This is a genomic window from Pseudoclavibacter soli DSM 23366, assembly GCF_000423505.1.
In the GTDB taxonomy this organism is placed as follows: domain Bacteria; phylum Actinomycetota; class Actinomycetes; order Actinomycetales; family Microbacteriaceae; genus Pseudoclavibacter_A; species Pseudoclavibacter_A soli.
This window is the reverse complement of the sequence record NZ_KE384027.1, coordinates 530768-544508: the sequence shown is the minus strand read 5'-3', so window position 1 is coordinate 544508 and position 13741 is coordinate 530768. Positions and strand designations below refer to the sequence as shown.

Here is a 13741-nt window from a genome sequence, read left to right as displayed (position 1 = left end):
GACGCCCATCCACACGCAGAAAGGGCGCCCCAAGGAAATCCTCGGAGCGCCCTCGCAACGTGCGATGCGTCGACTTAGTTGTAGAGCATCCCGCCGTCGACCAGCAGCGTCTGACCGGTCACGTAGTCGGCCTTCTCGCTGGCGAAGAACGACACCACACCGGCGACGTCTTGCGGCGTCTCAATGCGGCCGAGGGCGATCGAGCCCACGTTCTCTTTGAGGTTCTCGCCCTTGGCTTTGCCGTTGAGCTTGCCGAGCTCCTCGTCGATGGTGTCCCACATGCCAGTGCCGACGATGCCAGGAGCCCAGGCGTTCACCGTGATGTTGCGGGGAGCGAGCTCCTGGGCCGCAACCTGAGTGATGCCGCGCACGGCAAACTTGGTGGCTGAGTAGGCGCCCAGAATCGGGAAGCCCTTGATGCCGGCGATCGAGGAGGCCGAGATGATCTTGCCCTTCTCTTTGCCGAGCTCGGCGAACTTCTTCTCTGCAGCCTGAATGCCGTAGATGACACTGAAGACGTTGATGTTGAAGATCTTCTCGAGGTCTTCGGTGGTGATCTCGCTGACCGGCTTGACCTGCACGATGCCGGCGTTGTTGGCGATCACGTCAAAGCTGCCCAGCTGCTCGGCTGCGGCATCAACCGCCGCGAACACCTGATCGCGCTTCGAGACGTCGGCGGCGACGAAGAACGCGCGGCGCCCCAGCGCCTCGATCTCTTTGACGACGCCCTCGGCCTTTTCGGCCTGGAAGTCGAGGTCGGCGACGGCGATGTCGAAGCCGTCCTGAGCCAGCTGCAGCGCGATGCCGCGACCAATGCCCTGCCCAGCGCCCGTGACGAGCGCAACCTTCTGATCACTCATGATTCTCTCCTGTGTTCGACAGATCGATCCGTGTTCGACGGATCGAATACGGCTCCCACGTTAGGAGGGCGCCGCAGCTGACGAAAGCCTGCCGACCGACCTGTCAGCGGGTAGGCTCGTCAACGGCGGAATCACGCGGATCGCGAGCGACTGCAACGTCGTGCAACGCGAGTGCTTATCGCCGACGCGCCACCCCCGACCGGCGCAGAACAGGAGTCACATGTCGAGCGACCTGCACGAGCCATCGCTGCCGCTGGGCGAGAACCCGGTCGAGTACGATCGCCTGCTGCGTCAAGTGCATCAGGCCACACTCTTCGGTGGGCGTGCTCCGGCCCGCGGCCGATCACTGATCACACAGTCATGGTTGCGGTCGCGCCGCGCCGGCTTGCGACCCGACAACGGGTGTCGACGCCAAACTGCTCGGCAGGATGCCGTGGTCACCACCCAGCGCACCTCACCTGCTGCCCCGATCGCCGCGGTGCAGCGCCACATCATCGCCCTGCTGAATGATCTGCTGCCGCGCGTCGGCGGTCAGAGTCTCGACAGCGGCACCCACCTGATCGTTTTCACCGATGCACACGGCACCATTCTGTGGCGGCATGGCAGCCCCGCCGCCGAACGGCGAGCAGATGCCATCGACTTCTCTGTGGGAGCCCAGTGGGGCGAGCAGGCGGTCGGCACCAATGCGATCGGCACCGCTCTCGCGGTGCGGCACCCCGTGCAAGTGCACGGCGCCGAGCACTTCTTGGTCAGCCAGCACGACTGGAGCTGTGCCGCAGCACCCGTAACCGATCCGAGGTCGCAGAGCTGTGCCGGAGTGGTCAACATCTCGTGCAGCGTGGCCGATGCGCACCCGACCATGCTGACGCTTGTCGCGCTGATCGCACGCAACATCACTCTCGAGCTGCGCGACACGCACCGTCGTGCACTCGGTCGCCTGCGCGAGCTCACTGAGCCCATGCAGCACGACAAGGGTGCGTGGCTGGTGACTGACCGCTGGGGTTGGGTCGCCGCGAGCCGTCCGCCGGTGGCCGAGCCGCGCATCCTGCTGCCCGCCGACCCCACCGCCGAGCACCTGTGGGTGCCGTCGATGGGTGCTGTGCAGGCCACCGCCGTGCCCGATGGGTGGCTGTTGGAGCCGGTGCAGGCCGCGAGCGCCCCACGGTCGTCGAGCGCGCTGGGGCGTCTGATCGTGACGCCGACGGCTGCCGGCGCCCAGGCCGAGCTCACCTCGACTCAGGCGCACTGGCGGGTCGAGATCACGCCTCGGCAGCTCAGTGTGCTGCAGGCGATTCATGACGCCCCGGCAGGGCTGAGTGCCGCGGAGCTGTCACAACACATCTTTGGTCAGCCCGACCACGCCGTGACTGTACGCGCCGAGATCAGCCGCATCAGGCGTGCGCTCGGCGCAGTGATCGTGGCCGCACCGTATCGATTCGCACCCGCACTCGAGGTCGAGGTGCGTGACGAGTGACGGTCACCCGGTGGCTGGCGCGTGCTACGCCCCGACGGCGGCCAACAGCCGCTCGATGAGCACCCCGCGGTTGCCTTCGAGATCGGCCTGCACCCGGGGGCTGCGCAGCTCGGCGGGGCTCAGCCACGTCAGCTCGAGCGCGTCGGTGCGCGGCTGACAGGTGCCGGTGACGGGCACCACGAACGCCAATGACACCGCATGCTGGCGGCCGTCGAACAGGTCAGACGCATTGGTGGGCACTGGAAAGTACTCGCCCACCGCTTGAGGCACAATCGACAGCGGCAGCTGCGGAAACGCGATAGGGCCGATGTCGTTCTCAAGGTGGCGCGCCAACGCGTCGCGCACGCTTTCGCCAAAGCGCACTCGCCCTGAGACGATGGTGCGAGTCATCGAGTCGGTGTCGCTGACGCGCAGCAGCAACCCCACCTGCACCACTCTGCCTGCATCGTCGATGCGCACCGGAAGAGCCTCGACGTAGACCATTGGCAGATGCCGTCTGGCCTCATCGAGCTGCTTTTCGGTCAGCCACCCGGCGTCGCCCGCGCCGGGCTGAACCACACTGTCGTCAGGATCCTGTGGATCCGGGGTGCCCACGATGCTCATGTGCCCATTATCGCAGCAGTGCTGCGCCTGGGCACGCACCCGCATAGAATCGAGGCATCATGAGCCTTACAGAGTCACGCACCCCAGAGACCACGGCGTTCGCCACCTCGAACACTCGGCACTACGCGACCATCGTCGCCGTGTTCGCCTCGCTGCTGCTCATCTCGAATATTGCAGCCACCCAGCCCGTGCTCTTCGGCCCGGTCGGCGACTTCCCCATCATCACCGACGGCGGTTTTCTGCTGTTCCCTCTGGCGTATGTGCTGGGTGATGTACTCAGCGAGGTCTATGGCTTCAGGCTCACTCGACGCGCCACATTCATCGGGTTCGGCATCGCATTGGGAGCAATGCTCTACTTTCAGATCGTGATCGGCCTGCCCAAGACCGAGGGCTGGGATGACTCCGCGTTCGTCACCCTGCTCGGCCTGAGCGCTCCGCAGATTCTGTTTGGCTCGCTGCTCGGCTTCTTGGTCGGGCAGACGCTCAACGCGTGGGTGGTCACGGCGATGAAGCGTCGTCGCACCGACGAGCGCCAGCTCTGGGCACGCCTTTTGGGCTCTACTGTCGTCGGCGAGCTGGCCGACACCACGATCTTCTGCCTGGTGGCCGCCCCGGTGCTCGGCCTCACCGAGCCGAGCGACATCTTGATCTACATCGTGCTGGGCTTCGTCTACAAGACCGCGGTTGAGGCCGCCCTGCTGCCCTTCACCTACCGGGTGATCGCGTGGGTCAAGCAGCATGAGCCGGGCTACCAGCCAGTCAGCCAGCACTGACGCGCGGCGCCTGCCTTCCCCTCACCCACGCAATTTCCGCAGCAGCAGCACAAAGTCTGCGCAACACGCGGCGCAGCTGCAGACGATGCGCAGGAGCTGCTGAGATTACGCCACTAGCTCACCGCCCCGCGGGCGTCTCTCCGTAGTAGTCACCGAGCACCTGCGCGCGCAGCTCATCGAAGTCACCGCGCTCGATCGACGCCCTGATGTCATCGACCAGCCGCACCACAAAGCGCTCATTATGGATGCTGCACAGCGTCGCCGCATTCATCTCTTTGGCCTTGAAGAGATGGTGCAGGTATGCCCGGGTGTAATGGGTGCAGGTGTAGCAGTCACAGCCCTCGTCAATGGCGTCGAAGCGGGTGCGAAAGCGCGCCTGCTTCAGGTTGTAACGCCCGAACCGCGAGTACACCGCAGAGCTGCGCGCCACCCGCGTCGGCGATACGCAGTCGAAGGTGTCGGCGCCGGCTTCGATCGCCGCGAACAGGTCGTCGGGTTCGCTGATGCCGAGCAGGTGTCGCGGGCGGTCTTCGGGCAGCTCCTCGGTCATCCAGCCGATGATCTCGGCCATGCGAGGCTTCTCAAGTGCGCCACCAAGCCCAAACCCGTCGAAGCGCTGGCCGTCAATTTCCATACCGCCAAGATCACGCGCCGCCTTGCGCCGCAGGTCTTCATAGTTGGCCCCCTGCAGCACACCGAACAGCGCCTGGTACGGTCGGTCGGCACGCTGCTCGGTCTGACGCCTGTGCTCGGCAAGACAGCGCTCGGCCCAAAGCCTGGTGCGCTCCAGCGAGCGCTCCTGATACCCGCGGGTGTTCATCAGCGTGGTCAGCTCGTCAAACGCGAACATGATGTCGGCACCGATCTGGTGCTGAATCTGCATCGACACCTCGGGGGTGAATCGATGGATGCCCCCGTCAAGATGCGATTTGAACGTCACCCCATCGTCGTCGACGTGGGCGAGCCGCTCTTTGCCGGCTGCGATGACCTCGTCAGACTGCCGACCTTCAGTGCTCATCGCGAGCACCTTTTTGAAGCCGGCTCCGAGGCTCATCACCTGAAAGCCCCCTGAATCGGTAAACGTGGGCCCGGGCCAGTTCATAAACGAGCCGAGACCACCGGCGGCGTCGAGCACTTCGGCCCCGGGCTGCAGATACAGGTGATAGGCGTTCGACAGCAGCGCCTGGGCACCCACGGCATCCATCGCCTCGGGCAGCACTGCTTTGACCGTGGCCTGCGTGGCCACCGGAATGAACGCGGGCGTCTGAATGTCGCCGTGTGGGGTGTGGATGACCCCGGTGCGGGCCGCGCGCCCTTCGAGTCGGGTACCGATGTCAAACGAAAAAGTCACCGCGCCATTCTCGCACGTGCACACCGCGGCACGGAGGGCGACCACATGACGCACAGCGAAACACTTCCCTACCGTCATGGGGTACAACATAGGCTGGCGGTGTGAAGCCGTTTCTGCATCTCAGTGTGCGCTCCGACGACCGCGCCACGCATGGCGAGCATCTCGCGCTGCTGCGCCATACCGGTCTGCAGCCGGATCAGCTCGCTCACGTGCGCCTCGAGGCCGCCCCACTGCCCAAACTCAACCTGACCGAGTTCTCGGGAGTGCTGCTGGGCGGCAGCCCGTACGACTGGACAAAACCAGACAAAGACGCGACGCAACTGCGCGTCGAGGCCGACCTGCGCGCTCTGGTCGCACGAGTGATCGACGCCGACCTGCCGTTCTTTGGCGCCTGCTATGGCATCGGCACGCTCGGTGCGGCACTCGGAGCACCGCTTGGCCCCGACCACGCCGAGACCGCTGGTGCCGTGCGCCTCACGCCCACTGCGGCGGCGGCCGACGACGAGCTGACCGCAGACCTGCCGAAAGCATTCGACTCGTTCGTCGCTCACCGCGAATCGCTTTTGGCCACCCCTGCAGAGGCGACACTGCTCGTGACCTCTGCGACCGCACCCGTGCAGATGTTTCGCGTCGGAGCCAACGTGTATGCCACGCAGTTTCACCCCGAGCTCGACCAACCGGCATTCATCGATCGGCTTGCCCTCTACGACGGGCATGGCTACTACCCCGAGGGCGCGCTCGCGAGTCTCGACCGTGACACGGCAGCTCTTGACACCTCGCGGGCGAACGCGTTGCTGCGCCGTTTCGCGACTGTATATCACCGGTGAACCAGATCGACATCCCTGCTGCGGTTGGGCATAATCGAAGCCATGGGTGATCACAATCTGCTTGACGTTCCTCCGACGCTTCTCGATCAGGTCGACGGCCTCGCGCAGGCTCTCGCCAACGATCCGCTGACTCGGGTCGCCGCGCAGTTCCCGGCGGCATCGCTGCCCTGGGCGCTGCTCGCCCAGCACGCTCGTACGCACGGCCAGTACATCGAGGCCTACGCCTACGCACGCACCGGCTACCATCGCGGCCTCGACGCCCTGCGCCGCAAGGGTTGGAAGGGCCAGGGGCCCATCCCGTGGCAGCACGAGCCCAACCGCGGGTTCCTGCTCTCGCTGTTCGAGCTCGGCAAGGCAGCCGAGCTCATCGGCGAAGACGACGAGGTGGCACGTACGCACGAGTTCTTGGTCGCCAGCGACGACTCCGCACTCGACGCCATCTTGGCCGATGAGGCCTCGCACCTGCCCGGCACCGAGGCCATCGTCATTCGCGGCACCGACTGAACCCGCGCATCCGCCCTGCCGAACGGCATGACCATGCCGTACGATGAGGTCTCATGACACCCGCAGATGCAAAGACGCACTCCGCGCCTGCTCAGAGTTCTCCCAAGTATCCCGAGGTCTGGAACGACCTCGTCTCACCACGTGATCTCGTTTGGTCGCTGCTGCTGTGCAGCGGTGCCACCATCGCAGCGCTGCTCATCGCGACCTGGCTCGGCTCGAGCCTGTTTTTCTGGGGTCTCGGCGGCTCGGTCGTGGGATTCATCGCCGCCGCCGCGCTGATCCGCCCCAAGCGAGTGGTCACCATCACCGACGCCGCAGTGTCGACGGTCATCACCGACGATGGCGCTGACAATGATGCAGAGGGCGAACGCTGATGGATATCGCACTGCTGACCCAAATGCTGCTCGCCGCGCTCGGCGCCATCGCGCTGTACACCTTCATCGGCTTCATTCCGGGCACCGACGAGACCAGCGTGCTGGTGCCGGTCACCTTGGCGCTGGTACTGGCCGGCACCGCTCCCATCGTGGTGCTCACCTTCTTCATCGCCGCCATCGTCACGCTGAATCTCACCAATGCCATTCCGACCGCATTGGTCGGCCTGCCCGGCGGAGTGATGTCGACGCCCATGATGGACGACTCGCTCTACCTGAAGTCGAAGGGTCGCGCCGCTGAAACCATCAAGAAGATGGCTGCCGGCAGCGCTGTGGGCACGGTCATCGCGATCCCGGTCAGTCTGCTGTTGGCCTCGCTGATCGCGCCCTACGCCGAAACACTTCGGCAGTACGGTTCGCTGCTGTTCGTCTTCGGCGCGGTGATCCTGGCGCTGCTGGGCGCCCACCGCCTGCTCGCACTGATCGCCATTATTCCCATGGCGCTGCTCTTCCAAGGGCTGCTCGCTCTCTATCGCGATCAAGGCGTGATCCCCGAGAGCGGCAGCATCTCGATCTCGTTCTTCCTCGGCATCACGATCGGCCCGCTGCTGGTCTCGCTGCTCGGTCTGCTCAACAAACAGGCCCGCGAGCGCCTGCCGCTGCACTCCCCCACCCACATTCAGATCTCTCGACGCGACTTGTCGGGTCAGTCGCTCAGCCCGAACAAGGTGCTCACGCGAGACGAGCTGGGTCGCACCGGGCTCTGGTCGCTGCTGTCGACACCGCTGTTCTTCCTCAGCCCGGTCGGGCTGACCTTCCTGCTCGGCAATCTCGCTCGCGGTGGCGGCAAAGATCGCGTCAAGCAGGCCAACCGCGGAGTCTCGGCGATGAACGGCATCGCCCATGCCACATACCTCTCTGGCACGATCATTCCTCTGCTGGCCATCGGCCTGCCGCTGTCACCGGTATCGATCGGCCCCGCGCAGGCCCTGTTCAGCGCACCTCCGGTGTTCACCACCACTCCCGAGATCGTGAACATCCACTCTCTGCTGAGCACGCAGCAGTTTGTGATCGCCGTCGTCTTCGGCGCCCTGCTCGCGCTGGTGCTGACCTACATCATCGCGGTGCGCTACTCGTACCAGATCACCCGCATCGTGATGCAGCGCATCTCACATGAGGCGGTGCTCGGTCTGTTCATCGGGTTCATCCTGCTGCTCGCCTATCTCGATGCCGGGGTGATGAACATCTTCGGCGTGCTGCTCGTGGGCGTGGCCTGCGGTACCCTGAATAAGCTCGGGGTGAGCTATGGCGTGCAGTTCATGACGCTCTACGCCTCACCATGGATCGTGCAGAATCTGCTCTGAGCAGACTGCGTACGGCGTGCAGCGCCGAGAAAGGCCAAGAGACTGTGCAGGCGTCTCCCCCTCTTGCACCCACGCATGTCGGCGTCGGGCGCACCGTCGCGAAGATCATCCTCTTCGGCGAGCACTCTGTGGTCTACGGCTACCCCGCAATCGCATTGCCCCTGCGCAACCTGCGCATGACCGCTCGGGTCACTCCGACACCGGGGCCGTCGATGCTGGCCAGTCTGGGCTGGTCTGGCCCGCTCGATCAGGCGCCCGACCGCTTTTCGAGCATCGTTCGCGCCGTCGAGGCCACGCTTGATTTCATCGGCCGGCCGGATGCCCACCTCAGTATCACCACGCTCAGCGACTTTCCCGCCGAGCGCGGGCTTGGCTCGTCGGCCGCCGCAGCCGGTGCGGTGATCCGCGCCATCCTTGATGCCTTCGACGTTGAGGCTGACGCCGAAGACCTGTTCGAGCTCACTCAAACCGCCGAGCGCGTTGCCCATGGGCATCCGTCTGGGCTCGACGCCACGGCGACCTCTTCGGCCACCCCGATTCATTTTCAGTCGGGGCAGGCCACCCCCGTACAGGTCAATCTGGCCACTTGGATCGTCGTCGCAGACTCTGGCGTGCACGGCAGCACCCGTGAGACCGTGGGGCACGTGCGCGAGCAGCACGAGCGCAGCCCAGAGACCACCAGGCCTCTGCTCGAGCGACTTGGCGAGATCACTCAGCAGGCCATTGCTGACGTACAGCTCGGTGACGTGCAGGGCTTGGGCCGCAAAATGAACGAGGCACACGCGCTGCTCGCACAGCTCGGCGTGAGTGACGATCACCTCGATGCTCTCACCGAGGCCGCACGAGCCGCGGGCGCAGTCGGCGCAAAACTCACCGGCGGCGGGCGCGGCGGCTGCGTCATCGCTCTTGCCGACAGCGCGGCGAGCGCCGCCCGCATCACAGAGGCGCTCGGTGCCGCCGGAGCCACCGGCACCTGGGTCTACGCCCCACACGCGTATGAGGTCGCCGCGTGACGCAGCGGCGGGCCACCGCCACCGCTCATGCAAACATCGCGCTGATCAAATACTGGGGCAAGCGCGACGAAGAGCTGGTGCTGCCCTACACTTCGAGCCTGTCGCTCACTCTCGACGGGCTGCGCACGGTCACCACCGTCGAATTCGGCGATCTGCCCGCTGACACCGCCACGCTCGACGGCGAGCCGCTGCACGGCACCGCACTCACACGCATCTCGACCTTTCTCGATCTCGTGCGCGAGCGCGCCGGCCTTCACTCGCACGCTACGGTGACCTCCCGCAACGAGGTGCCGACAGCCGCCGGGCTGGCCAGCTCGGCCTCGGGATTCGCCGCACTCGCCGGCGCCGCTGCTGCTGCTGCCGGCCTTGACCTCGATGCGCGCGCGCTGTCACGACTGGCCAGACGCGGCTCTGGCTCGGCTTCGAGATCAATCTACGGCGGTCTGGCGCTGTGGCACGCCGGGCACGACGACGAGAGCTCCTTTGCCGAGCCGATACACAGCCCACTTGACCTGGCCATCCTGGTGATTCTCGTCGACGACAGTGCCAAGTCAGTCTCAAGCCGAGTGGCCATGCGATCCACAGTGGCCACCTCACCGTTGTTCTTCCGCTGGGTCGAAGACAGCGCCCGCGATTTGGAGATTGCACTGCGAGCCGTTGCCGAAGGAGACCTTGCCACGCTCGGCGAAACCGCTGAGGCCAACGCGTTGGGCATGCATGCCACGATGCGAGCCGCCGTGCCGCCGATCTCCTATTTCACCTCGGGCACGCAGGAGGCTCTGGCCGCCGTTCGCGAGGCGCGCGCTGCCGGTCTTCCGGCTTGGGCCACCATCGATGCCGGCGCCAATGTGAAAGTGCTCACCAGTGCAGCCGATGCCGAGCGGCTCGCCGAATGGCTGCGGGCACGACTTGCCGGCCTGACGATCTCGGTAGACTATCCCGGTCCGGGGATCGCGATCGACAAGGGATGACATGACGGTAGAGGTGGCGGCCTGCGGCAAGCTCTACGTGGCCGGCGAATACGCCGTCGTCGAACCGGGCCAGCCTGCAGTGCTCGTTGGCGTTGACCGCCACGTCACTGTGCGGGTCGATCCCGCCGAAACCGAAGGGCACATCCGCTCTGACCAATATGATGCACTGCCGCTGACTTGGCATCGCGACGATGACGATCTGGTCATCGACCCCGATGACGCCCCCTACGACTTCGTGCTCGCGGCCATCCGGCTGGTCGAAGAAGTCGCCCGCGCACGAGATGTGCCGTTGCGCCTGTTCGACATGAGTATCACCAGCGAGCTCGACGACGCCTCGGGGCGCAAGTTCGGGCTCGGCTCCTCCGCCGCGGTGACTGTGGCCACAGTGCGTGCGCTCGCCGAGTTCTACTCGCTTTCGCTGCAGCGCGAGCAGCTGCTGCGTCTGTCACTGCTGGCCACCATCGATGTGCAGCGCTCCGGGTCGGGCGGCGACGTGGCGGCCAGCCTGTATGGCGGCTGGATCGCCTACACCGCCTTTGACCGCCAGTGGGCTCGCTCGCGGCGAGCCGACACTGCCATCGACGACCTGCTGGCCATGCCTTGGCCCGGGCTCAGCGTGCGTCGCCTCACCCCGCCCACCGACGCTTTCCTGGTGGTCGGCTGGACGGGCACCCCGGCATCGACCGCCCGACTGGTCAGTGGCATTCAGGCGCGCAAAGATCAGCGCACGGTGCATTATCACCGTTTTCTGCAACAGTCCGCCGAATGCGTCAACGAGCTCATCGCTGCGTTCGACCGCGGTGACCTCGTTGGCATGCAGCAGCAGCTGCGGCGCGACCGCCAGCTACTCAGCGCGCTCAGCGAGCACACCGGGGTCGTGATCGAAACGCCGCTGCTGGAGCAGCTGGCCGACATTGCCGAGCGCTTCGGTGGTGCGGGCAAGAGCTCCGGCGCCGGTGGCGGCGACTGCGGCATCGTGCTGATCGATCGCGGCCGCGACATCGACGGGCTCGAGCAGGCATGGCGCGACGCCGGTATCCGCCCCCTCGACCTTGTGCCCAGCACACCCGAAAGCGAGTCTGTATGAGCAGCGAGCGCAAAGACGAACACGTACGCCTGGCCGAACAGCTGCGCGACGAGCGCCGCCCCAACGGATTCGATGATGTGTCATTCGTGCACCACTCGTTCAATGGGCTGCGACTTGACGATGTCGACACCTCAACTGAAGTCGTCGGCGCACGCTGGGCGCATCCGTTCTACATCAACGCCATGACCGGTGGCAGCGCCATGACCGGGCGCCTGAACGCCGGGCTGGCCACTGCTGCGGCAGCTGCCGGTGTCGCCATCGCCAGCGGCTCCGTGAGCCCAGCGTTGCGCGATGCCACGCTTGCAGACACCTTCACTGTCATTCGAGACCACGCCCCCGATGCCTTCGTGTTCGCCAATGTCAGTGCCGAGATGACCGTGGAGCAGGCGCAGACTGCCGTCGACCTGCTTGACGCCAACGCCCTGCAAATTCACGTGAACCCCGCACAAGAGCTGGTCATGCCTGAAGGCGACCGCGATTTCCGGGGCTGGCTCGACCGTATTGAGCAGATCACTGCCGCGCTCGACGTGCCCGTGGTGGTCAAAGAGGTGGGCTTCGGACTCAGCCGAGCGAGCATCCTTGCGCTGATCGACCGCGGCGTGCGCACGGTCGATGTCAGCGGCACCGGTGGCACGAACTTCATCGACATCGAGAACCAACGCCGGGAGCGCAGCGAATACCGGTATCTGGCCGGCTGGGGGCAGTCGAGCGTGGACTGTCTGTTAGACGCTCGTTTGGGCGGTGACCCGGTCGATGCACAGCTGTTGGCCTCCGGTGGCGTGCGCACCCCGCTCGACGTTGTGCGCGCACTCGCCTTGGGTGCCAGCGCCGTCGGTGTCTCAGGGCACTTTCTGCACGTGCTCATCGACAGCGGCGTCGATGCACTCACTGCCGAACTGGTCGCATGGACTCATCAGGTGCGCACCATTCTCACGCTGCTGGGCGCCGCCTCTGTCGCTGACTTGGCGCACACACAGGTGCTCGTGACCGGTGCCAGCCGAGAGTTTTCCGAGCTGCGCGGCATCGATGTCAGCAGTCTCGCACGCCGCAGCTGAAGCCCACTAAGTGAACAGTACGTGTCATATCGTGCACGTTGCTTGACTTCCGCAGATAAAGACTGTTTAGTGCTTAACAAATGTCTGATTCTGTCGCACCACCGCTCATCGAAGATGCGGGCTTTCGTCTGCATCGCGCCGCCATGCTCAACGACAGGCTCACCGATCACTATCTGCGCAGCGAGTGGCAAATCAGCGCGGCCCACTTCTGGCTGCTGCTGACGGTGGGGCTGCTCGACCAGCCAACTCAGCGCCAGATCGCCACCGAGCTGGGAGTCTCTCGGGCATCCGTCACACAGCGCGTGCGCAGCCTGACCACTGCTGGCCTAGTCACCGTGTTCTCGACCCCTGCAGATCGCAGAGCCAACCGAGTCGCACTTACCGAACGGGGCGCCCGACGCCTGGCCGATGCGTGGCAGGGCCTGAACTCACATCAGAGCACCATTCTGCTCGGCATCGACGAGCACACCCTGCTGCGCCAGCTCGGACTGCTGATTGACAACGCCGAGAGCCAGCTGCGGGCTGCCGAGACAGCCTCTGGCGACGACCGCAGCTGAATGCTGCTGAGCACTGCGGCGGCGAACCTCAGGGGCAGATCAGCGGTTAGGCACCACAACCGTCGGCACAGTCAGGCGAGAGAGCACTCCGTGGGTGACCGAGCCGAAGAGTGCACGGCCAACCGCGCCACGTGCATGCGTGCCGAGCACGAGCAAGCCCGCCTGTGCGGCTACGTCAGAGAGCGCCTTGGCCGGCGAGCCCTCGACAGTCTTTGTCTCGATGTGCAGCCCGGGATGCAGCTCGATCAGCTGAGCCTCCCACGCGGAAAGCCGCTGCTCGAACTCATCGCGCACCGGCGACAGCCCACCGCCCATTGCCTCAGCCGGGCGAGCCAGCAGCGCCGGCACACCCCAGACCGAGACCAATTGCAGCGGCACTCCCGTGGCTGCTGCGGTTTCGGCGCCGAAGCGAACCGCAGCGTCAGACACGTCATCGGGGCCGACGCCCACGACGACAGCACCGTTTGCCGCCTGATCGCTCCAGTTCGCCGGCACCACGACCACGGGCACGTCGACGGCTAGCGAGACTTTCAGACCTTTGGCACCGCCGATGGTCTCGGCAAGGGTGGCCCCCTTGTGGGAGCCGACCACCACCAGATCGTTGCCGGGCACCGCGTCCACGACCGCGTCGATGAAGGCGTCTTCGGCAACTTGTGTGCGAACCTCCAGCTCGGGCTCGCTTTTGGCAAGTGTCACGCGATGCGCCCGCAGGAGGTTCTCGGCAGTTTGGCGTGCGGTGTCGACGCTCAGCCCGGTGACGCGCACGATCGACGGGTCGACCACCGTGATGAGCGTCAGCGAAGCCTGCGTGACTTTTGCTCGTGCCACTGCCCAAGCCAGCGCGCATTCACCGCGCAGACTGCCGTCGAGACCGACCAGAATGCTCGTCATTTCATCCCTCCCAGGGTGACCCGCTTGAGTATGCGCAGCG

The 13741-nt window shown here is 65.5% G+C and carries 15 protein-coding genes; 11 read left to right on the top strand and 4 right to left on the bottom strand.

Features of this window, described 5'->3' with window-relative positions:
- Positions 1–74: 74 nt before the first annotated feature.
- Positions 75–860, bottom strand: a complete 786-nt coding sequence (locus G557_RS0110055) for an acetoin reductase (protein WP_028245915.1) — start codon at positions 858–860, stop codon at positions 75–77.
- 220 nt (positions 861–1080) lie between these two features.
- On the opposite strand from G557_RS0110055, the gene G557_RS13055 reads away from it, so the two are divergent.
- Positions 1081–2334: a sigma-54-dependent transcriptional regulator family protein gene (locus G557_RS13055; RefSeq protein WP_051224993.1), complete on the top strand. Its 1254-nt coding sequence runs from the start codon at positions 1081–1083 to the stop codon at positions 2332–2334.
- A 24-nt stretch (positions 2335–2358) separates the two neighbouring features.
- Here the strand turns inward: G557_RS13055 and G557_RS0110045 are convergent, their stop codons facing one another.
- Positions 2359–2937 (bottom strand): DUF4916 domain-containing protein, encoded by a 579-nt coding sequence (locus G557_RS0110045; RefSeq protein WP_028245914.1) that lies wholly within the window; start codon positions 2935–2937, stop codon positions 2359–2361.
- A 59-nt stretch (positions 2938–2996) separates the two neighbouring features.
- Between G557_RS0110045 and G557_RS13050 the strand changes: the two genes are divergently transcribed.
- Positions 2997–3710, top strand: a complete 714-nt coding sequence (locus G557_RS13050; RefSeq protein WP_036962093.1) for a queuosine precursor transporter — start codon at positions 2997–2999, stop codon at positions 3708–3710.
- 118 nt (positions 3711–3828) lie between these two features.
- Here G557_RS13050 and tgt read toward each other — a convergent pair whose 3' ends face one another.
- Positions 3829–5061: a tRNA guanosine(34) transglycosylase Tgt gene (gene tgt / locus G557_RS0110035; protein ID WP_028245913.1), complete on the bottom strand. Its 1233-nt coding sequence runs from the start codon at positions 5059–5061 to the stop codon at positions 3829–3831.
- Between the two features lie 101 nt (positions 5062–5162).
- On the opposite strand from tgt, the gene G557_RS0110030 reads away from it, so the two are divergent.
- From G557_RS0110030 to G557_RS13555, 9 genes are all read left to right on the top strand, one after another.
- Positions 5163–5888 carry a glutamine amidotransferase gene (locus G557_RS0110030; protein ID WP_028245912.1) on the top strand — a complete coding sequence of 242 codons (726 nt, stop codon included), beginning with the start codon at positions 5163–5165 and terminating at the stop codon, positions 5886–5888.
- 42 nt (positions 5889–5930) lie between these two features.
- The gene (locus G557_RS0110025; protein WP_028245911.1) at positions 5931–6392 is read left to right on the top strand and encodes a DUF3151 domain-containing protein; all 462 of its coding nucleotides are present in this window, start codon (positions 5931–5933) and stop codon (positions 6390–6392) included.
- 53 nt (positions 6393–6445) lie between these two features.
- A complete protein-coding gene (locus G557_RS13045) occupies positions 6446–6766 on the top strand; it encodes a hypothetical protein (protein WP_211220547.1) in 321 nt (106 codons plus the stop codon).
- Positions 6766–8127 carry a tripartite tricarboxylate transporter permease gene (locus G557_RS0110015; protein WP_028245910.1) on the top strand — a complete coding sequence of 454 codons (1362 nt, stop codon included), beginning with the start codon at positions 6766–6768 and terminating at the stop codon, positions 8125–8127. The genes G557_RS13045 and G557_RS0110015 overlap by 1 nt, the downstream gene beginning before the upstream one ends.
- A 44-nt stretch (positions 8128–8171) precedes the next feature.
- Complete coding sequence (mvk, locus tag G557_RS13040; protein WP_036962469.1) at positions 8172–9140, top strand: mevalonate kinase; 969 nt, start codon at positions 8172–8174, stop codon at positions 9138–9140.
- Positions 9137–10111: a diphosphomevalonate decarboxylase gene (gene mvaD / locus G557_RS13035; RefSeq protein ID WP_036962091.1), complete on the top strand. Its 975-nt coding sequence runs from the start codon at positions 9137–9139 to the stop codon at positions 10109–10111. Before mvk ends, mvaD begins: the two co-directional genes overlap by 4 nt.
- 1 nt (position 10112) lies before the next feature.
- A complete protein-coding gene (locus tag G557_RS0110000; protein ID WP_036962085.1) occupies positions 10113–11198 on the top strand; it encodes a phosphomevalonate kinase in 1086 nt (361 codons plus the stop codon).
- Positions 11195–12253 (top strand): type 2 isopentenyl-diphosphate Delta-isomerase, encoded by a 1059-nt coding sequence (fni, locus tag G557_RS0109995; protein WP_028245908.1) that lies wholly within the window; start codon positions 11195–11197, stop codon positions 12251–12253. Before G557_RS0110000 ends, fni begins: the two co-directional genes overlap by 4 nt.
- An 80-nt stretch (positions 12254–12333) precedes the next feature.
- Entirely contained in the window at positions 12334–12810 is a 477-nt protein-coding gene (locus G557_RS13555) for a MarR family winged helix-turn-helix transcriptional regulator (protein WP_051224992.1), read from the top strand.
- Positions 12811–12849: 39 nt separating this feature from the next.
- Here G557_RS13555 and G557_RS0109985 read toward each other — a convergent pair whose 3' ends face one another.
- Positions 12850–13701: a universal stress protein gene (locus G557_RS0109985; RefSeq protein WP_028245907.1), complete on the bottom strand. Its 852-nt coding sequence runs from the start codon at positions 13699–13701 to the stop codon at positions 12850–12852.
- Between the last annotated feature and the right edge of the window lie 40 nt (positions 13702–13741).